Source organism: Streptomyces sp. A18 (genome assembly GCF_059026065.1).
The window spans coordinates 238,720-257,659 of sequence record NZ_JBWLKL010000003.1; the positions used below are offsets into that span (position 1 = coordinate 238,720).

Here is an 18,940-nt window from a genome sequence, read left to right on the forward strand (position 1 = left end):
ACCCTTCTGTGTGAAGCGGGCGGCCACAGGTGCCACGGCAGTACGTACGAAAACTAGCTTCGTGGCCCGGAGGTGCCCCCAGATGACAGCGCCCACGATTGAGCCCGAGCCCCTGACCGCGCCGACGTCCCGCCCGGCGACCGCGACACCACCAGTGATCACCACCCATGGCACGTACGCCGCCCGCCTCGCCCACGACGGCGATTCCTGGTTCCCCGAGCGCTGGACCCTCGACTCCCCCGAGCCGTACGCGGTACCACTGCCCGGAAACCAGCCGGAGGAGCCGGGCACCGAGGTGCTCCCGATGGCCGATGGACGCGTCCTGATCCACCGCGTCGTCGACGGACGGCACACGTTCGCGCTCCTGTACCCGACGGGTCCGGAGACCGGCGAGGTGCCGCTCGGCGCCGTGGAGTGCGGCGAGTCCCGCCTGACGCTGCTGCCGCCGTCACCGGTCGGCAGCCACGCGTACGCGATCGCGGTGGGCGCGGGATCGACCGCCCTGTGGCTGGTGGCGGGCGGTGCCTTCGGGCCCGAGCATGTCGCCGAGATCCCCGGGCGCTGCTCGGGCGGGGTCTGGCTGGACGGGGGCGGCCGGATCCTGGCCCTGGACCGGGAGTCGGACGGCCGGGTCAAGGCGGTCGCGGTGGACCTGGAGCGGGGCGGCGAGGTGTCGCCCCTGCTCCAGATCGCCGACGAGAGCGACGACCGGGTGCTGCTCGCGGACGCCGACAGCGGGCTGCTCCTGATCCGCTCGGACGCGCCGGGTCACGACCGGCTCGGCTGGGGGGTGCTCGGCGGCACCCGCCCGGTGCGTTTCCCCGAGTGCCTGCGGCTTCCCGACCTCGCGGTGACGCCGTTCGCGATCCAGCCCGGTCAGACGCTGATGCCGGAGAGCTGTGCGGTGGCGCTGCGGATCGACGGGGCGGCGGGGAGCTGGCTGGGCCTGTGGCGCCCCGCGGACCGCCGCCTGCATCAACTGGCCGCTCCTGAGGGGTGGTTGGCGGGTTCAGGGTGGTGGACGCGGGAGGGGGCGCTGCGGCTTCCGTACGTGACGGGGGCGGTCCCCTGCGGGGTCGCGGAGGCGGAACTCCCGGCTCCGGAGGCGGCGCCGGCGGCGGTCGCCGCGCGGCCTGTTCCGTTGCAGCAGGCGCCTCTTACCGGGCGTGGGGGCGTTGGTTAGACTCTCCCGGCCACATCGAACGATCTTCTTTACAGAGTTACCGGTTTACGGGGTGAGTGTGTTGATGAGAACCGAGATCAGTACGGAATCCGAGCAGAATCCCGAGCCGCGGGAGGCGGCGGGCAGTTCAGGCGCCGGTAGGCATCGGGGGCCTGTGGCTGAGCACGACGAGGCGGGGGCGCCGCGGGGCCGACACCGTCGGCAGGGCGACGAGAACTGATTCTTTGCCCGACCCCGCCCCTTCCCGAAAACCGTGCCTGCGCCCCGGGCCTACCTGGGGCTCCGCTCCAGGCCCCGAACAAGACGGCCTCACACGCCGGACGGGCTGAATCTTCAGCCCGTCCGGCGTGTGAGGACGCCCCCGCGCAGCGGGATCGGGGATCTACCCCCGTTTGAGCCCGAGCACCTCGGAAGCCGCGAACGTCTCCCCATCCGGCCGCCCCGCGTAGTACGGCGACAGAACCCCGTCCAACTCCTCGTACGTGAAGACGTCCTTCGCCGTGTCGAACTTCGCCGCCACCTTGGGGCGTTCGACCACCGCGACCATGCCGCCGTGGACCACCAGCAACTGGCCGTTGACCCCGGCGGCGGCAGGCGACGCCAAGTAGCCCACCAGCGGCGCCACATGCTCGGGAGCAAGTGCGTCCAGCTCCCCCGCACCCGGCTCCTGGTAGCCCGCGAAGACGTCCTCCGTCATCCGCGTCCGCGCGCGGGGGCAGATGACGTTCGCCGTCACCCCGTACTTGCCGAGGGCCAGCGCGCTCGACGTCGTCAGGCCGACGATGCCCCCCTTCGCCGCCGCGTAGTTCGGCTGGCCCGCGGAGCCCGCGAGGAACGCCTCCGACGACGTGTTGACGATCCGGCCGTACACCGGCTCGCCCGCAGCCTTGGACCGCTCACGCCAGTGCACGGACGCGAAGTGCGTGGTGTTGAAGTGGCCCTTGAGGTGGACGTGGATGACCGAGTCCCACTCGCCCTCGCTCATCGAGAAGATCATCCGGTCCCGCAGGATCCCCGCGTTGTTGACCAGGATGTCGAGCTTGCCGTACGTGTCGACCGCCAACTGGACGAGCCCGCCCGCCTGTTCGTGGTCCGCGACATCGCCCAGGTGCGCGACCGCCTGCCCGCCCGCCGCCCGGATCTCCTCCGCTACCTCCTCGGCCGGCGTCGCCGACGCCTCGCCCGAGCCGTCACGGCCCGTCTTGCCGAAGTCGTTGACGACGACGCTCGCGCCGAGCCGGGCGAGTTCCAGGGCCTCCGCGCGCCCCAGGCCCCGGCCCGCTCCTGTCACGATCGCGGCCAGACCTTCGAGTGGCCGTGGCGATGGCAATGGCTGTGACATCTGGGATCGACGTCCTCTCAGATCTCGATGCACGTACGCAGCGCGACGCCCGTACGCATCTGGTCAAGCGCTTCGTTGATCTCGGAGAACGGCACCCGGTGGGTGATAAGGCTCTCCAGGTCGATCCGGCCCGCGCGCCACAGCGCGATGGCCCGCTCGTAGGACTGCAGGACGTCGCCGCCGCCGTACATGGACGGCAGGATCCTCTTCTCGTCGAAGAACAGCTCGAACATGTTCAGTTGGAGGTTGTCGTCCATGGCGCCCGCACCGACGACGACGAGCGTGCCGCCCCGTCGCGTCGTCTCGTACGCGGTGCGTGCGGTGGCGGACTTCCCGACGACCTCGAAGACGTAGTCGAAGCCATCTCCCCCGGTCACCCGCTGCTTGGCGTCCTCCAGTGCGTCCGGTGCGACCGCCTCCGTCGCGCCGAACCGCAGCGCCGCCTCGCGCCTTGATGCCACCGGGTCGACGGCGATGATCTGCGCCGCGCCCTTGAGCCGCGCGCCCTGGATCGCGGAGATGCCGACGCCGCCGCAGCCGATGACGGCGACCGACGAACCGGCTTCCACCTTCGCGGTGTTGATGGCCGCGCCGAGCCCCGTCGTCACTCCGCAGCCGATCAGGGCGGCGATGTCGAAGGGCACGTCGTCCGGGATCGGCACGGCGCAGCCCGCGTCGACCACGACCTCCTCGGTGAACGTGCCCGTGCCCGCGAAGCCGAAGACGTCGCCGCCGGGCCGCTTGAAGTTGGGGGTACCCGCGTTCATGAACCCGGCGAGGCACAGCTGGCTCTGGCCGCGCTTGCACGCCGGACACTGGCCGCAGGCGGGCAGCCAGCACACCAGGACCCTGTCCCCCTGGCTGACGCCGCTCACGCCGTCGCCGACATCGACGATCTCGCCCGCGCCCTCGTGGCCGGGGATGAAGGGCGCGGGCTGCGGCAGTACGCCGTTCATGGCGGAGACGTCGGAGTGGCACAGGCCCGTCGCCCGCACCCGGATCTTCACCTTGCCGGGGCCGAAGCCCACCGTCTCGACGTCGTCGAGGACCTCGAGTTTGTCCTGGCCTATCTCGTGCAGTACGGCTGCGCGCATGGTGCGGCTCCTCTCGTACGAAACTCAGGCGTGCTCGGCCAATCAGGCGTGCTCGACGATCGTGTCGGCGAGAACGGACGCGTCGTCCCGCTCGACCGCCGTCACCGAGACCTGGACGCGGCCCTCCGCCCCCTGAGGGCGCCACATCCGGATCCGCAGCGTCTCGCCGGGGAAGACGATCCCGGTGAAGCGCGTGCTGTAGCTCCGCACCCGCGACACGTCGCCGCCGAGCAGCGTGTCGACGACGGCCTTGAGCGTCATCCCGTAGGTGCACAGGCCGTGCAGGATCGGCCGGTCGAAGCCCGCGAGCTCGGCGAACTCGGGGTCGGCGTGCAGCGGGTTCCAGTCCCCGGAGAGGCGGTAGAGCAGCGCCTGGTCCTCGCGGACGGGCCGGTCGACGGTCTTGTCGGGCTCGCCCTCGGGGGCCGGGAGGCGGGTGGAGGGGCCGCGTTCGCCGCCGAATCCGCCTTCACCGCGTACGAAGATCTGGGCGTCGCTGGTCCACAACGGGCCGTCGTCGTCGGCCACTTCGGTGCGCAGGACGAGGATCGCGGCCTTGGTCTTGTCGTACACGGCGGCGACCTTGGAGGTGGTGACGGCCTTGCCCTTGACCGGGATCGGGCGGTGCAGCGTGATGGTCTGGCCGCCGTGCAGGACCGCGGCCAGGTTCACCTCGATCCCCGGTGCCGAGAGCCCTCCGACGACTCCCATGCCGGCGCCGGCGACGGTCGCGAAGCTGGGCAGGACGTGCAGCTTGGACTCCAGGGTGTAGCGCAGTTCGTCGGGGTCGGTGGCGGGGACGCCCGCACCGAGGCCGAGGTGGTAGAGCTGGATGTCCTTGTGATCCCAGGTGATCTCGGCCGACCTGGGCTCCGCGGCCAGTGCTTTCGCGGCATCGATGGGCATGTGGTGGCAGCTCCTTGGCCGGACTGAAGACCTCGGTGCGGCCGTCCGCACCGTCGGTCGCACCGAGGTCGCAACAGGGCCGGATGGAGCCCGTTCTAGAACGCGTTCCAGTCCGGCGATCCCATGTATAGCCGAGCGTCCGGTAGTTGTGAAGACTCCTGACGTCACGTCAGATACGCCGTCGATTATGCCGCCGATCAGGCGTGTGACATTTGTACCGGCCGAGTCCGTACAACCACATCTGCCGCGGTCCCGCCCCGGATTCGTAGCGTCATAGCCATGACGAAGACAGTCCCCACCGAGCGTGCGGTGTCCTTCACCGGCGTGGTCAAGGCCTTCGGGCCGCTGCGCGCGGTCGACGGCGTGGGCCTGGAGATCGGCCGCGGCGAGACCGTCGCCCTGCTCGGCCGCAACGGCGCCGGCAAGTCCACGACGATCTCCCTCCTGCTGGGCCTGGACCACCCCGACACCGGCCGCGTCGAACTCTTCGGCGGCCCGCCCCAGGACGCCGTGCGTGCCGGGCACGTGGGCGCCATGCTCCAGGAGGGCCGCCTGGTCCCGCGCGTCACCGTGCGCGAGCTGGTCTCCTTCGTGGCCGGGCGGTATCCGGCGCCGTTGCCCGTCGGCGATGCGCTCGCGCTCGCCGGGATCGAGGGGCTCGCCGGGCGGCGCGTCGACAAGCTGTCCGGGGGCCAGACGCAGCGGGTGCGGTTCGCCGTCGCGCTGGCCGGCGACCCCTCGCTGATCGTCCTCGACGAGCCGACCGCCGCACTCGACGTGGAGGCGCGGCAGGCGTTCTGGGAGTCGATGCGCGCCTACGCGCGGCGCGGCCACACCGTCCTGTTCTCCACCCACTACCTGGAGGAGGCGGACCGGCACGCCGACCGGATCGTGGTCATGGACCACGGCCGGATCGTCGCCGACGGCACGGGCGAGCAGGTCAAGCGCTCCGCGGGCGGCAGCACCGTCTCCTTCGAGCTGGCCGGGCGCGGCACGGATGGCCTGACGCTGCTGCCCGGCGTGGTCTCCGTCGAGGTACGCGGAGACCGGGCCCGGCTGCGTACGGAGGACTCGGACGCGACCGTGGTCGCGCTCGCGGAGCTCGGCGCGATCCGCGGCCTCGAGGTCGCGGCGGCCTCACTCGACGAGGCGTTCCTGGCCCTGACCGCCGCCCCGCTCGCCCGCACCCCGGAGGCCGTGTGATGTTCGCCTATCTCGGACTCGAAGTACGCAGGACGCTCCGCGACACCGGCTTCGTGATCGGCGGCATCGGTCTCCCGGTCCTGATGTATCTGCTGTTCACCAACATCGGCGGCGGATCGGAGTACGAGGAGTGGAAGACGACGTCGATGATCGGCATGGCCGCGTACGGGGCCATGATCGCCGCCCTGAACACCGGTACCGGCGTCGCCGAGGACAAGACGATCGGCTGGCTGCGGCAGCTGCGGGCCACGCCCATGACACCGCGCGAAGTCGTGACGGGCCGGGCCCTGACCGGTGCGGTGACGGTGCTCCCGGCGATCGTGGCGGTGTTCGCCGCGGGCGGCCTGGTCAACGGCGTACGTCTGGCGGCGTGGCAGTGGGCGGCGGCCGCGGTGCTGCTCTGGCTTGGCTCGCTGCCCTTCACGATGCTGGGGCTCGGCAACGGCTACCGCCTGTCGGCGCAGACCACAGGTGTGGTGAACACGGCCTGCAACCTGGGGCTCGCGGTGCTCGGCGGCCTCTGGTTCCCCGTGGACCTGTTCCCGGCCTGGCTGCGCACGCTGTCCGACTGGACACCCACCCACCGCTTCGCGGAGCTCGGCACGTCCGTGACGGACGGCGGCGGCATCGGAGTTACCGCCGTGGCGGTGCTGACGGCCTGGCTGCTGGCGTTCGCTTCGTACGCTGTGTCCTCGTACCGCCGGGCTGCGCGGACCGCATGAGGACGCCGACGAGGCGCCACGGCGCGACAGGAGAAGCCGCGACAGGAGAAGCGAGGTCGGTGAACGTGTCGGCGAAGGTGTCGGTGAAGGGCTTCTGGCAGAGGCACACACGTCTCGCGCGCTGGAAGCACAGCAGCAAGGTGCAGCTCGCCGAGATGCGGGCGCAGGAGAAGTCGGGTCGGACCAGGCCCGAGGACCTGGGGCCGCCCAACGGCTTCGCGATGCTTCCCTGGCTCCTGATGGGCATGGGCTCGTTCTCCAACATCATCCAGGGCAAGACGGGGAACCCCTGGATCGGCGGCCTGGGGCTGCTGGTCTTCAACTCCCTCTACATCTCCGTGGTGTTCCGCGCCTTCGACAGGCGGGCACGGGAGTCGGCCGCCACGAAGTACCTGCTGCTCGCCCTGACGGCGGTCACCTTCGCCCTCACCATCGGCTACGGCGGCAGCTGGCTGATGTTCTTCCCGCTGCTCGGCCTGGCCACCGGGTCGGTGCTGCGGGGCAAGTGGCTGATTCCCGCGGGGTTCGGCCTGAGCATCGCGGCGGCGGTGGTCGGCGGCCTGCAGGACGGCTGGGACGCGGCGGGGATCGCGTACGGCACGTTCATCTCCGCCATGGTGACGGCCGCGATCCTGGCGCTCGCCGAGACGGTGCGGGAACTGCGCACCACCCGCGAGGAGTTGGCCCGCTCCGCCGTCGAGAAGGAGCGGCTGCGCTTCTCCCGGGACCTGCACGATCTCCTCGGCCACACGCTCTCGGTGATCGTCGTGAAGGCGGAGGCGACGCGCCGTCTTGCCCCCCGCGACCTGGACGCGGCGCTCGGCCAGGTCTCCGACATCGAGTCCGTCGGCCGCCAGGCCCTGACCGAGATCCGCGAGGCGGTCACCGGCTACCGCGAGGGCAGCCTGGCCACGGAGCTCGACCGGGCCCGCGATCTCCTGGCCGCGGCGGGCATCGAGGCGGTCGTACGCCAGTCCGGACCGCCCCTCGCCCCGCAGACGGCGGCACTGCTCGGCTGGGTGGTCCGCGAGTCCGCCACGAACGTCGTACGCCACTCCAAGGCGACCCGCTGCGAGATCGAGGTGGCGGGCACCGCCGAACGGACCCGACTCCTGATCACGGACGACGGCCGCGGCGTAGGCTCGACCACGCCCGGCAGCGGGCTGAAGGGCCTGGCCGAACGCCTCGCGGCGGCGGGCGGCTCCCTGGAGTCGGGCCCCGCGCCGCGCGGCGGCTTCCGGGTCACCGCGGAGCTGCCGGTCACCGAGTTGCGACCCGGCCCCGTTGTGGAGGAGCACACCCCATGATCAGAGTCCTGCTCGCCGAGGATCAGGGCATGATGCGGAGCGCGCTCGCGCTGCTGCTCGGCATGGAGCAGGACATCGAGGTCGTCGCGCAGGTGGGCGCGGGCGACGAGATCGTGGCCGCGGCACTGAACGCCCGCCCCGACGTGGCGCTCCTCGACATCGAACTGCCGGGCCGCAGCGGGCTCGACGCCGCGGCGGACCTGCGCGACGAGTGCCCCGAGTGCAGGGTCCTCATCCTCACGACCTTCGGGAGGCCCGGCTATCTGCGCCGGGCGATGGAGGCGGGCGCGGTGGGCTTCCTGGTCAAGGACGGCCCGGTGGAGGACCTCTCGGAGGCGATCAGGCAGGCGCTGCGGGGCGAGACGGTGATCGACCCGGCGCTGGCGGCGGCCGCGTTGAGCGCGGGGCCGAGTCCGCTGACCGCCCGTGAGGCGGACGTCCTGCGTGCCTCCGTGGACGGCGCGACGGTCGCGGACATGGCGGAGAAGCTGCACCTGTCGGAGTCGACGGTGCGGAACTATCTCTCGGGAGCGATCGGCAAGACGGGGACGCGGAACCGCATGGAGGCGGTGCGGGAGGCGAGGCAGCGGGGTTGGCTGTAGGGCGGCCCGGAGCCTTGCGCGCCGTCGATCACCGGCTCCGCCGAGTTCGTCCTCAAATTCCGGACGGGCTCTTGCCCTCCCTCGGCATCCACACCAGCAGCACCAAGACCCCCATCAGCAAGATGCACCCACTGGTCCGGAACGCCGTCGCGTACCCGGCCGTCAGCGCTTCCGGGCTGGTCGAACCCCCCATCCGCGAAGCGGAGACCGTGGAGAGCACCGCGAGCCCCAGCGCCCCGCCCATCGTCCGCGACGTGTTGATGAGACCCGAGACGAGCCCCGCGTCCCCGGGGTCCGCCCCCGACGTGCCCAGCGACGCGAGCGGCGTCGTGGCGAGCCCCGCGCCGAACATCATCACAATGCCCGGCAGCATGATCGAGGTGACATAGCCGCCGTCGGCGGTCATCAGCGACTGCCAGCCGAACCCGGCCGCCGCCACCAGGATCCCGAGCACCGACACGTTCTTCGCCCCCAGCACCGGCATGAGGCGCGGCGCCAGCTTCGAGCCGAAGACGATCGTCAGCGAGGACGGGATCAGCGCGAGGCCCGCCTTCAGCGCCGAGTAGCCGAGGACGTTCTGTGCGTACAGCGTCATGAAGAACCACATGGCGAACATGCCGCCGCCGCACACGAACATCGCCGCGTTCGCCGCCGATACCGACCGCACCCGGAACAGCTTCAGCGGCATCAGCGGGACCTTCGTGCGCGCCTCGACCAGGAGGAACAGGGCAAGGAGCAGGAGCCCGGCGGTCAGCGGCACCAGGGTCGCCGCCGCCGTCCAGCCCTTCTCCTCCGTCTGCACGATCCCGTACGCGAGCGTGGCGAGCCCCGCCGTCACGAGCACCGCACCCGGCACGTCCAGGCGGCGCGCCTCGCCTGCCCGGCTCTCGCTGAGCCAGGCCACGCCCGCGACGACGACGAGCGCGCCGATCGGCACGTTGATCAGGAGAACCCAGCGCCACGACAGCAGGTCGGTGAGGACGCCGCCGACGAGGCCGCCCGCGGCGCCGCCACCCGCGCCCACCGCCGACCAGGTGCCGATCGCCCGTATCCGGGCGGGCCCTTCGGGCACCGCCGAGGTGAGGATCGTCAGGGTGGACGGCGCGAGCACCGCCGCGCCGAGCCCCTGCACGGCCCGCGCCACGAGCAGCTGCCACTCGGCCTGCGCGAGCCCGCCCGCGAGCGAGGCCACCGTGAAGAGGCCGAGTCCGACCAGGAACATCCGCTTGCGGCCGAAGAGGTCGCCGGCCCGCCCGCCGAGCAGCATGAAGCCCGCGAAGGCGATCGAGTACGCGTTGACGACCCATTGCAGTCCGACGGCGCTCATGCCGAGGTCGGACCGCATGGAGGGCAGCGCGGTGTTCACCACCGACACGTCCAGGACGACGAGGAACTGCCCCGCGCAGGCGGCGAGCAGCACCGCCCACACGGGTGCGGACTTCCGCTGCGTCGCGGCTATGTAAGTGCCGGGGGGCGTTTGGACCATGACGGGCATGCTCTCAGGGATCGCGTGCCCCGTGCATCGGGGTTTCGGCGCAGAGGCCCTCGGCCGCGGGTCCTAGGACTTCGCCCCTCCGCCGGCTACCCCTTCCGCAGCAGCGTCACCACCGCTGCCCCGCCGAGACCGATGTTGTGCGCGAGTCCCACCCGGGCCCCCGCCACCTGCCGCGCCTCCGCCTGGCCCCTCAACTGCCATGTGAGTTCCGCCACTTGAGCGATGCCCGTCGCGCCGAGCGGGTGCCCCTTGGAGATCAGGCCGCCCGACGGGTTCACCACCCACCGCCCGCCGTACGTCGTCGCCCCGCTCTCGACGAGCTTCCCGGACTCGCCCGCCGCACACATGCCGAGCGCCTCGTACGTGAGGAGCTCGTTGATGGAGAAGCAGTCGTGCAGCTCGACGACGTCGACGTCCTCGACGCCGAGCCCCGACCTCTCGTACACCTGTCGCGCGGCGGCCCGTGACATCGGCTGCCCCACGACGTCGATGCACGAGCCCGAGTCGAAGGACTCCCCCGTGTCCGTGGTCATCGCCTGGGCCGCGATCTCCACGGCGCGCTCCTGGAGGCCGTGCCGCTCCACGAACCGCTCCGACACCACCACCGCGGCGGCCGACCCGTCCGACGTCGGCGAGCACTGCAGCTTGGTGAGCGGGCGGTGGATGGTCTTGGCGGCGAGGATCTCGTCGACGGTGTACTCGTCCTGGAACTGGGCGTACGGATTGTGCACCGAGTGCCGGTGGTTCTTGGCGCCCACGGCGGCCAGCTGCGCCTCCGTCGTGCCGTACAGCTCCATGTGCTCGCGTGCCGCGTCGCCGAAGATCTGGGCGGTGGGCGGGGTCATCTCGAAGCCGTGGCGTGCCGCCATCACGCCGTAGTGCCGGGCCACGGGGGAGGTTTTGAAGTCGCCGCCGTCGCTGCCGCCGCCCAGCGCGCCCCGCGCCATCTTCTCGAAGCCCAGTGCGAGCACGCAGTCGTTGATGCCGGACTCGACGAACTGCCGCGCCATCATCAGAGCGGTCGACGCCGTCGCGCAGTTGTTGTTCACGTTGTAGACGGGCACGCCGGTCAGGCCCAGTTCGTACACGGCCCGCTGGCCGGCCGTCGACGCCTGGAAGCAGTACCCGACCGGGACCTGCTCCACCTGCTCGTACGCGATCCCGGCGTCGTCGAGCGCCTTGGTGCCCGCTTCCTTCGCCATGTCCCAGTACTGCCAGTCCCGCGTCTCGGGCTTCTCGAACTTCGTCATTCCGACGCCGACTATGTACGCCTTCACAACCCGTCTCCTTCGATGGATCAGATGATGGGGCGCGGCTCGGGGTCCCTCGGCAGGCCGAGGAGCCGTTCCGCGACGACGTTCAGCTGCACCTGCGTGGTCCCGCCCGCGATGGTCAGGCAGCGCGACATCAGGAAGCCGTGCAGCGCCCGCCCCCCGGCGCCCTCGCGCACCGCGCCCGCCGGGCCGAGCAGTTCGAGCGCGAGCTCGGCGACCTTCTGCTGGTGCGGGGTCTGCACGAGCTTGCGGACGGAGGCCCCTGCCCCCGGCTCCGCGCCCGCCACCTGCCGCATCGTCGTGCGCAGGCCGATGCAGGCGAGCGCGTGCGCCTCCGCGGCGAGCGCGCCGATCCGCGCACGGCACGCGCCGTCGAGTTCGGCGGCGCGCCCGATGAGCGCCTCCAGGCCGGTGTCGAAGGTCAACTGGTCGGCCATGTGGACGCGTTCGTTGCCCAGCGTGTGGCGCGCGACGCGCCAGCCGTCGTTCACCTCGCCGACGACCGCGTCGGCGGGCAGCAGGACGTCGTCGAAGTAGACCTCGTTGAAGAGGGAGTCCCCGGTGATCTCCTTCAGCGGACGGATGTCGACGCCCTCGGCCCGCTTCATGTCGATGAGGAAGTACGTCAGGCCCTTGTGCTTGGGGGCCTCGGGGTCCGTACGGGCAAGGAGGATCCCGTGGTCGGCCCACTGCGCCGCGCTCGTCCACACCTTCTGCCCGTTGATCAGCCAGCCGCCCTCGACCCGTTCGGCCCGCGTCCGCAGCGACGCCAGGTCCGAACCTGCCCCGGGCTCGCTGAACAGCTGGCACCACAGCACCTCGCCCCGGAGCGTCGGCGCCAGGAACCGCTCCTGCTGCTCGCTCGTCCCGTACGCGATGAGCGAGGGCACCACCCAGGTGGCGATCCCGAGATCGCTGACGCGCACCCCGGCAGCCGCCAACTCCTCCTGCACGGCGAGCTGTTGGACGGGACCCGCGCCCAGGCCGTACGGCTCGGGCAGATGCGGCGCCGCGTAGCCCGTCGGCGCCAGTGCCTTGCGCGCGGCGGCCGGGTCGAGTCCGCGGGCCGCCGCGATGGCCTCGCGTGCCCGCTCCCGGTACGCCGCCGCTTCCTGGGGCAGCTCCATCCGCAGCTCGCGCCGCGCCCCGCCCTCCGCGAGTCGCACCGCCCGCAGCCGGTGCGGATCGCCGGCGCCGAGCAGCTGTCGGGCGACCAGCGACCTGCGCAGATACAGGTGCGCGTCGTGCTCCCAGGTGAAGCCGATGCCGCCGAGTATCTGGATGGCGTCCTTGGCGCAGGAGTACGCGGCGTCCAGCGCGCCACCGGCGGCGAGCGCGGCGACGAGTCCCCGCACCTCCGGCGGCTCATCGGCCGCCCGCGCCGCGTCCCACGCGAGCGCCCGCGCCTGTTCGAGCCGCACCAGCATGTCGGCGCACATGTGCTTGACCGCCTGGAACTGCCCGATCGGCCGCCCGAACTGCTCCCGCACCTTGGCGTGCTCGGTGGCCGTCTCCAGGGCCCAGGCGGCGACGCCGCACGCATCAGCCGCGTACAGGGCGCACGCGAGATCCCGTACGAGCGCCGCGTCGACGCCGAGCACCCGCCCGGCCGGGACCTCCACCCCGCCCGCCGTCACCTCGGCGGTGGGCCGGGTCGGATCGGCGCTCTCCTGTGTACGCACGGTCAGCTCGGCCGCGTCGACAGCGAGCCACACCGTCCCGCGCGCGGACTCCGCGGCCAGGATCAGCAGGTCGGCGTCCGCACCGGAGAGTACCGGCGGCGCGGTGCCGTCGAGGACGTAGCCGTCCGCCACGGACACCGCCGTGAGCGTCCCCGCGCCGAGCGCGACGGCGCCGATCCGCGCCCCGGACGCCAGCTCGGCGGCGAGGTCACCGGCGCCCGCCCGGTGCAGCACGACCGAGGCGAGGGAGCCGGCCAGGTAGGGCCCCGGGAGCGCGGCCCGTCCGGTCTCCTCCAGGACGACGGCCAGGTCCACGAGGTCGCCGCCCCCGCCGCCGTACTCGTCGGGCAGGTGCACCGCGAGCAGCCCCTGCTCGGCGAGCCCGTCCCAGTAGGCGGGTCTGCCTCCTGTGCAGGGCGGGGCGTCGAGCAGTTTGCGTATCTCCTCGGGCGGTACGGCGCGGGCGGTCCAGCCGCGCACGGCCGCCGCCAACTCCCGCTGTTCCTGCGTGATTCCGATGCCCATGCGCGTCCTCGCCGGTAGCAGCTTCCGGGACGGCGACAGGCTAGAACACGTTCCAGTTCGATGGAAGTCTGACGGGAGGTCAGATGCGCGCACGCTTCGGCCGTGGCCGCGGGCCTCCCGTAAGTACCCGGTTAACAACAGGTCAAGGATTCCCCTCGTACGACATCCGTCGGAATAGTCGCCCCGGGAAACAGGTTCGCACTGCACGTACCCCCTGCCATCCCTCGCACCGCCCCCGGAGGCCCCACGTAATGACGCAGTCGACGACCCACCAACGCGGCACCCGCGGAGTCGTCCCCGTACTCGCCTTCGCCGGCATCGTCGTCGCGGTGATGCAGACGCTCCTGGTGCCGGTCATCAAGGACCTGCCGACGCTGCTGAGCACCACGCCGTCGAACGCCACCTGGGTCATGACGGCGACCCTGCTCGCGGGCGCCGTCTCGACCCCGATCATGGGCCGCCTCGGCGACCTCTACGGCAAGCGCCGCATGCTCCTGATGAGCCTGGCCGTGATGGTCGTGGGCTCCCTGATCTGCGGTTTCTCCGACGACCTCGTCGTGATGATCGTCGGCCGCGCCCTCCAGGGCTTCGCGATGGGCGCCATCCCGCTCGGCATCGGCCTGATGCGCGACATGCTGCCGCGCGAGAAGCTCGGCTCCGCGATGGCCCTGATGAGCTCGTCCATCGGCGTGGGCGGCGGCCTCGCGCTGCCGCTCGCGGCGCTGACCGCGCAGCACGCCGACTGGCACGCCCTGTTCTTCGGCGCGGCGGGCCTCGGCGTGGTCTCGATGCTCCTGACCGTCCTCTTCGTGCCCGAGAGCACCGTCAAGGCGCAGGGCACCTTCGACATGCTCGGCGCGATGGGCCTCTCCGCGGGCCTCGTCCTCTTCCTCCTCCCCATCACCAAGGGCAGCGACTGGGGCTGGACCTCGGGCATGACGCTGGGCCTGTTCGCCGCGGCGGCGATCGTCCTGGTCCTCTGGGGCGTGATGGAGCTGCGTCTCAAGGCACCCCTCGTGGACCTGCGCACGACGGCACGGCCCGCGGTCCTGTTCACCAACCTGGCCTCGATCATGGTCGGCGTGGCGTTCTACGCGATCTCCCTGGTGCTCCCGCAGCTGCTCCAGCTCCCGACCGCGACGGGCTACGGTCTCGGCCAGTCCATGGTCGTCGCGGGCCTGTGCGTGGCGCCACTGGGCCTGACGATGATGTTCACGGCGCCGATCTACGCCCGCCTGTCGGCGAAGTACGGCCCCAAGGTCACCCTGATCCTCGGCATGCTGATCATCGCGATCGGCTACGGCGCGGGCCTCGGCCTGATGAGCGCGGCCTGGCAGACGATCATCATCGCGGTGGTGGTGGGCGCGGGCATCGGCCTCGCCTACTCCTCGCTCCCCGCGCTGATCATCGGCGCCGTGCCGCCTTCGGAGACGGGCGCGGCGAACGGGCTCAACACGCTGATGCGCTCCATCGGTACGTCGGTCTCGTCCGCCGTGATCGGCATGGTCCTCGCCAACACGGCGGACCACGTGGGCGGCGTCGCGATCCCCACGATGACGGGCTTCCGCACGTCGTTCCTGATCGCCACGGGCGCGGTGGCCCTTGGCCTCGTCTTCGCCCTGTTCCTCCCGTCCGCCCGCCGCTCGGTCAAGACCCAGCTCCGGGCAAGCAGCGAGGAGGACGCAAACCTGCGCGCCGCGACGGAGGCACTGTCCGGCTTCCACGGCCGGGTACTGAGCGCTTCCGGGGCGCCGGTCGCACGGGCGAAGGTGACGCTGATCGACCGCCGGGGGCGGCAGGCGGGCGCGGCGCTGACGGACGAGGGCGGGCGTTACTCGCTCTCCGTCCCCGGCGACGGCTCGTACGTCCTCGCGGCGACGGCGGCGGGGCATGCGCCGCTGGCGTCGGCGGCGGCGTACCGCGGGGCGGCGCAGCTTGTGGAGGTCGACCTTCTGCTGCCGGGCGGGAGTGAGGTGCTGGCGTAGGGGCGGGCCCTGCGGGGCATTCCTCGATCCTCAAACGCCGGACGGGCTGGAAAAATCCAGCCCGTCCGGCGTTTGAGGACGAACTCGGCGAAGGGAGCCGGTGATGACGGCGACCAAGTCTGCCGCTAGGCCCGCGGCGCGACCTTCTCCAGCTCATCGATCGACCCGGACATAACAGTCCGCACATGCTCGGTGAGATGCTCCGCAGGCCAGTCCCACCAGGCAACGGCCAGCAGCCGCGCAACCTCGTCCTCGCTGTACCGCGTACGAATCAGCTTGGCGGGATTGCCGCCGACGACCCCGTAGTCGGGTACGTCATCCACCACGACCGAACCGGAAGCGATGACGGCCCCGTGCCCGATCCGCACACCAGGCATCACCATCACCCCGTACCCGATCCACACGTCATGACCGACGACGGTGTCCCCCCGCCCCGGCAACCCACTGATCAGATCGAAGTGCTCGCCCCACGAGCCCCCCATGATCGGGAACGGAAAGGTCGACGGCCCGTCCATCCGGTGGTTCGCGCCGTTCATGATGAACCGCACCCCCGTCCCGAACGCACAGAACTTCCCGATACGGAGCTTCTCCGGCCCGTAGTGGTAGAGGACATTGCGCGTCTCGAAGGCCGTCGAGTCGTCCGGGTCGTCGTAGTACGAGAACTCCCCGACCTCGATCAACGGAGACTTCACCAGCGGCTTGAGAAGCACGACGCGAGGCTGGTCCGGGAAGGGATGCAGCACGGTCGGATCCGCCGGTACGAGTTTCATGAACGTTCCCTCCACTGCTGTGTACGGCCCCGCCTCCATGATCAGCCGGGCCATGCGGCAGCATAGGTCGGCCCACGGCAGAGACCCACCGCTTTTCGCACCCAGCTGTACTCCGCGTACTCCCAGGAGAACCCATGGCCCCCCAGCCCAAGCCGGAGATCCTCGCCGCCTTCGAAGCGGCCAAGGGATTCATGCCCGCCGACGAGGGCCTCGCCCTGTACGCGGCGGCGGTGGAAGCGGCGGCGCTCGGGCTGCCGCTCCTGGAGGTCGGAACGTACTGCGGACGTTCCACGATCCTGCTCGCGGACGCCGCACGCGAGGCCGGCGTCACGGCCATCACGGTCGACCACCACCGCGGGAGCGAGGAGCAGCAGCCGGGCTGGGAGTACCACGACCCCGCGACGGTCGACCCCGAGGTCGGCCGGATGGACACCCTCCCCACCTTCCGCCGCACGCTCCACCACGCGGGCCTGGAGGAGCATGTCATCGCGATCGTCGGACGCTCGCCGCAGGTGGCGAAGGCCTGGGGCGGGCCGCTCGGCCTGGTCTTCATCGACGGCGGCCACACGGACGAGCACGCGACGGGCGACTACGAGGGCTGGGCCCCGCACATCGCGGAGGGCGGCCTGCTCCTGATCCACGACGTCTTCCCGGACCCGGCGGACATCATGACGGGCCAGGCCCCGTACCGCGTCTATCTCAGGGCACTGGAGTCCGGCGCGTTCACCGAGGTCTCGGCAACCGACTCGCTGCGCGTCCTGCGGCGAACGGGAGCGGGGATCTGACCTCGCGGTTAGAGTCGCTGTCGTGTCGTACGTAGGTCCGGACAGCCAGCCCCCTCGCCCGCCCCGCCGTTTCAGCGGCGGCCCTCTCACCGTGACGCTCGCAGCGCTGGTGCCGACGTGCCTGGCGGGGTGGCTCATCTACGAGGCGACGAGCGGGCCCGGGGGCAGCGAGCCACCGAGAACACTGCCCGCCACGAGCCAGTCCGCGCAGAGCTCCTCCTCCGCCGAGCCGTCCCCGTCGAAGTCCGGGAAGGACGACGACAAGGACGACGGCAAGGCGAGCGACGAGCCGAGCAAGACGAAGCCGCCGAAGACGTCGAGCCGTCCCGCCGCCTCCGGGCCCCTCAAGGGCAAGGTCGTGGTCGTCGACCCCGGCCACAACACGGGCAACGGCAAGCACACGGCCGAGATCAACAAGCTGGTGAACGTCGGCACGCACCGCAAGGAGTGCGACACCACGGGCACCTCCACGAACAACGGTTACACCGAGGCCCAGTTCACCCTCGACGTCTCCCGCCGCCTGCGCACACTGCTCGAGAAGCAGGGCGCCACGGTCAAGTTCACGCAGGACGGCGACCGCCCCTGGGGCCCGTGCGTCGACGAGCGCGCCCGCATCGGCAACGAAGCCGACGCGGACGCCGTCGTCTCCGTGCACGCCGACGGCTCGGGCGCGGGCAACCGCGGCTTCCATGTGATCCTTCCCGCATCGGTGAAGTCCGGCGACGCGGACACCTCCGAGATCGTCGTCCCGTCGCGCGACTTGGGCGAGCGCATCGCAGGCAAGTTCCTGAGCGCGACGGGCAGCGCCCCGTCCAACTACATCGGCGACGGCACGGGCCTCGACGTACGCAAGGATCTGGGCGGCCTCAACCTGTCCACCGTCCCCAAGGTCTTCATCGAGTGCGGCAACATGCGGGACGCGAAGGACGAGGCGTTGCTCACGAACGGCGCCTGGCGGCAGAAGGCGGCGCAGGGGATCTCCGACGGAATCGTGAGCTTTCTGCGGGGATAACGGGTCGGTTGGTCGGGGATAACGGGTCGGTACGTCTTTATGCCGAGCAGACACCCCACCCACGTGAACGATAATGTCCTCCGTACGATGGGGGGCCATCCCCGCGCTCCGCGCCGCGACCTGGGGCGAGCGACGCCTCCACCGACGAGACGACTTACGAAGGACCTGAAGTGAATATCCGCTCTCTCACTCGAGGCGACGGCGTGGTGATCGGGGCAGCGGTGTTGCTCTTCATCGCCTCTTTCCTCGACACCCTTGACGCCGACGGCGACGGCAGCGACAAGCTCCCCAACGCATGGGAGAACGGCAACCTGCTGCTGAGCGTGTACCTGCTCGGCATCATCGGCGCCGCACTCATCGTCGTGGGCCGTGCGCTCCCGCAGCCGCGCAAGGTTGCGGGCCTCGACCTCGGACAGCTCGGCGTCGCCTTCACCATCGCTGCGGCGTGGAGCTCGCTGGGTGCGATCTTCGACGCCGACCAGTCCTACGGCTTCTTCTTCGACAGCAGCCTGGGTGGCGGTTCCGGCGGGCCCGAGGCCGGCATCGGCCTCATCCTCGGCCTGATCGCCGCCCTGGTCCTGGCCGCCGCCGCGGTCGCGACCGCGCTGGTGCCGGCCCTGAAGGCCCCCCTCATGGGCGCCCCGCGCCCCGCCGCCCCCCAGCCCTACGGCGGCCAGCCGCAGGGTGGGTACGGGTACCCCGGTGCGCAGGGGCAGCCGCAGCAGGGTCAGCCGTACGGTGCTCAGCCGGGTCAGCCCGGTCAGCCCCAGCAGGGTCAGCCCTACGGCGCCCAGCCGGGTCAGCCGCAGCCGGGGCAGCAGACGCCGCCTCCCGCGCAGGCGCAGGCCACCGGTGACTTCTCGCCGTTCTGGTTCGCCGTGCCGGTGCCGCGTCCGCTGTACGCGGAGGACGGTTCGCCGACGCCGATCGCCGAACTGGCGCCCGGTACCTGGTACTTGGCCGTCGAGCAGCGCGGTCCCGGCCTGGTGGCCCAGACGCAGGACGGCCGTCGTGGCGTGCTGCAGGACACCACGGGGATCCAGCGCGGCTGAT

General features: G+C 71.4%; 16 protein-coding genes. 9 read left to right on the forward strand and 7 right to left on the reverse strand.

All coding sequences use genetic code 11. The features are described from left to right. Positions 1-82 precede the first annotated feature (82 nt). Positions 83-1,183, forward strand: coding sequence for a hypothetical protein (locus AC5P1C_RS06735; RefSeq protein WP_493864728.1), 1,101 nt, complete (start codon positions 83-85; stop codon positions 1,181-1,183). A gap of 382 nt (positions 1,184-1,565) precedes the next feature. On the opposite strand, the gene AC5P1C_RS06740 is transcribed toward AC5P1C_RS06735, so the two are convergent. The 3 genes from AC5P1C_RS06740 to AC5P1C_RS06750 are packed head-to-tail and all read right to left on the reverse strand — an operon-like array spanning position 1,566 to position 4,525. Beyond that, positions 1,566-2,525 carry a 3-oxoacyl-ACP reductase gene (locus AC5P1C_RS06740; RefSeq protein ID WP_493864729.1) on the reverse strand — a complete coding sequence of 320 codons (960 nt, stop codon included), beginning with the start codon at positions 2,523-2,525 and terminating at the stop codon, positions 1,566-1,568. 17 nt (positions 2,526-2,542) lie between these two features. Further along, positions 2,543-3,619 (reverse strand): Zn-dependent alcohol dehydrogenase, encoded by a 1,077-nt coding sequence (locus AC5P1C_RS06745; RefSeq protein ID WP_493864730.1) that lies wholly within the window; start codon positions 3,617-3,619, stop codon positions 2,543-2,545. A 42-nt stretch (positions 3,620-3,661) separates the two neighbouring features. Continuing rightward, complete coding sequence (locus tag AC5P1C_RS06750) at positions 3,662-4,525, reverse strand: MaoC/PaaZ C-terminal domain-containing protein (RefSeq protein WP_493864731.1); 864 nt, start codon at positions 4,523-4,525, stop codon at positions 3,662-3,664. Between the two features lie 279 nt (positions 4,526-4,804). Between AC5P1C_RS06750 and AC5P1C_RS06755 the strand changes: the two genes are divergently transcribed. From AC5P1C_RS06755 to AC5P1C_RS06770, 4 genes are all read left to right on the forward strand, one after another. Beyond that, positions 4,805-5,728, forward strand: a complete 924-nt coding sequence (locus tag AC5P1C_RS06755; protein WP_493864732.1) for an ABC transporter ATP-binding protein — start codon at positions 4,805-4,807, stop codon at positions 5,726-5,728. Then, positions 5,728-6,450 (forward strand): ABC transporter permease, encoded by a 723-nt coding sequence (locus AC5P1C_RS06760; protein WP_493864733.1) that lies wholly within the window; start codon positions 5,728-5,730, stop codon positions 6,448-6,450. The genes AC5P1C_RS06755 and AC5P1C_RS06760 overlap by 1 nt, the downstream gene beginning before the upstream one ends. A gap of 155 nt (positions 6,451-6,605) precedes the next feature. After that, positions 6,606-7,757, forward strand: a complete 1,152-nt coding sequence (locus tag AC5P1C_RS06765) for a sensor histidine kinase (RefSeq protein ID WP_493864970.1) — start codon at positions 6,606-6,608, stop codon at positions 7,755-7,757. Continuing rightward, a complete protein-coding gene (locus AC5P1C_RS06770) occupies positions 7,754-8,359 on the forward strand; it encodes a response regulator (RefSeq protein ID WP_493864734.1) in 606 nt (201 codons plus the stop codon). The genes AC5P1C_RS06765 and AC5P1C_RS06770 overlap by 4 nt, the downstream gene beginning before the upstream one ends. Positions 8,360-8,411: 52 nt before the next feature. On the opposite strand, the gene AC5P1C_RS06775 is transcribed toward AC5P1C_RS06770, so the two are convergent. The 3 genes from AC5P1C_RS06775 to AC5P1C_RS06785 all read right to left on the reverse strand — a co-directional run bounded on the left by AC5P1C_RS06775 (position 8,412) and on the right by AC5P1C_RS06785 (position 13,335). After that, entirely contained in the window at positions 8,412-9,845 is a 1,434-nt protein-coding gene (locus AC5P1C_RS06775; protein ID WP_493864735.1) for an MFS transporter, read from the reverse strand. Between the two features lie 95 nt (positions 9,846-9,940). Beyond that, on the reverse strand, positions 9,941-11,131 hold the full coding sequence (locus tag AC5P1C_RS06780) for a lipid-transfer protein (protein ID WP_493864736.1): 1,191 nt from the start codon (positions 11,129-11,131) through the stop codon (positions 9,941-9,943). Between the two features lie 20 nt (positions 11,132-11,151). After that, positions 11,152-13,335 (reverse strand): acyl-CoA dehydrogenase family protein, encoded by a 2,184-nt coding sequence (locus AC5P1C_RS06785; protein ID WP_493864737.1) that lies wholly within the window; start codon positions 13,333-13,335, stop codon positions 11,152-11,154. A gap of 251 nt (positions 13,336-13,586) precedes the next feature. On the opposite strand from AC5P1C_RS06785, the gene AC5P1C_RS06790 reads away from it, so the two are divergent. Continuing rightward, positions 13,587-15,320, forward strand: coding sequence for an MFS transporter (locus tag AC5P1C_RS06790; RefSeq protein WP_493864738.1), 1,734 nt, complete (start codon positions 13,587-13,589; stop codon positions 15,318-15,320). A 125-nt stretch (positions 15,321-15,445) separates the two neighbouring features. On the opposite strand, the gene AC5P1C_RS06795 is transcribed toward AC5P1C_RS06790, so the two are convergent. Then, positions 15,446-16,090 carry a CatB-related O-acetyltransferase gene (locus AC5P1C_RS06795; RefSeq protein ID WP_493864739.1) on the reverse strand — a complete coding sequence of 215 codons (645 nt, stop codon included), beginning with the start codon at positions 16,088-16,090 and terminating at the stop codon, positions 15,446-15,448. 134 nt (positions 16,091-16,224) lie between these two features. Between AC5P1C_RS06795 and AC5P1C_RS06800 the strand changes: the two genes are divergently transcribed. The 3 genes from AC5P1C_RS06800 to AC5P1C_RS06810 all read left to right on the forward strand — a co-directional run bounded on the left by AC5P1C_RS06800 (position 16,225) and on the right by AC5P1C_RS06810 (position 18,939). Continuing rightward, positions 16,225-16,875: a class I SAM-dependent methyltransferase gene (locus tag AC5P1C_RS06800; RefSeq protein WP_493864740.1), complete on the forward strand. Its 651-nt coding sequence runs from the start codon at positions 16,225-16,227 to the stop codon at positions 16,873-16,875. 22 nt (positions 16,876-16,897) lie between these two features. Beyond that, positions 16,898-17,887: an N-acetylmuramoyl-L-alanine amidase gene (locus AC5P1C_RS06805; protein ID WP_493864741.1), complete on the forward strand. Its 990-nt coding sequence runs from the start codon at positions 16,898-16,900 to the stop codon at positions 17,885-17,887. Between the two features lie 170 nt (positions 17,888-18,057). Further along, complete coding sequence (locus AC5P1C_RS06810; RefSeq protein ID WP_493864742.1) at positions 18,058-18,939, forward strand: hypothetical protein; 882 nt, start codon at positions 18,058-18,060, stop codon at positions 18,937-18,939. The last annotated feature ends 1 nt before the right edge of the window (position 18,940 follow it).

Coding starts and splice junctions, on each gene's coding strand:
- AC5P1C_RS06750 (WP_493864731.1), bottom strand. CDS start 4,525: ATGCCCATCGATGCCGCGAAAGCACTGGCCGCGGAGCCCAGGTCGGCC.
- AC5P1C_RS06785 (WP_493864737.1), bottom strand. CDS start 13,335: ATGGGCATCGGAATCACGCAGGAACAGCGGGAGTTGGCGGCGGCCGTG.
- AC5P1C_RS06735 (WP_493864728.1), top strand. CDS start 83: ATGACAGCGCCCACGATTGAGCCCGAGCCCCTGACCGCGCCGACGTCC.
- AC5P1C_RS06760 (WP_493864733.1), top strand. CDS start 5,728: ATGTTCGCCTATCTCGGACTCGAAGTACGCAGGACGCTCCGCGACACC.
- AC5P1C_RS06745 (WP_493864730.1), bottom strand. CDS start 3,619: ATGCGCGCAGCCGTACTGCACGAGATAGGCCAGGACAAACTCGAGGTC.
- AC5P1C_RS06800 (WP_493864740.1), top strand. CDS start 16,225: ATGGCCCCCCAGCCCAAGCCGGAGATCCTCGCCGCCTTCGAAGCGGCC.
- AC5P1C_RS06795 (WP_493864739.1), bottom strand. CDS start 16,090: ATGAAACTCGTACCGGCGGATCCGACCGTGCTGCATCCCTTCCCGGAC.
- AC5P1C_RS06775 (WP_493864735.1), bottom strand. CDS start 9,845: ATGGTCCAAACGCCCCCCGGCACTTACATAGCCGCGACGCAGCGGAAG.
- AC5P1C_RS06755 (WP_493864732.1), top strand. CDS start 4,805: ATGACGAAGACAGTCCCCACCGAGCGTGCGGTGTCCTTCACCGGCGTG.
- AC5P1C_RS06740 (WP_493864729.1), bottom strand. CDS start 2,525: ATGTCACAGCCATTGCCATCGCCACGGCCACTCGAAGGTCTGGCCGCG.
- AC5P1C_RS06770 (WP_493864734.1), top strand. CDS start 7,754: ATGATCAGAGTCCTGCTCGCCGAGGATCAGGGCATGATGCGGAGCGCG.
- AC5P1C_RS06765 (WP_493864970.1), top strand. CDS start 6,606: ATGCGGGCGCAGGAGAAGTCGGGTCGGACCAGGCCCGAGGACCTGGGG.
- AC5P1C_RS06790 (WP_493864738.1), top strand. CDS start 13,587: ATGACGCAGTCGACGACCCACCAACGCGGCACCCGCGGAGTCGTCCCC.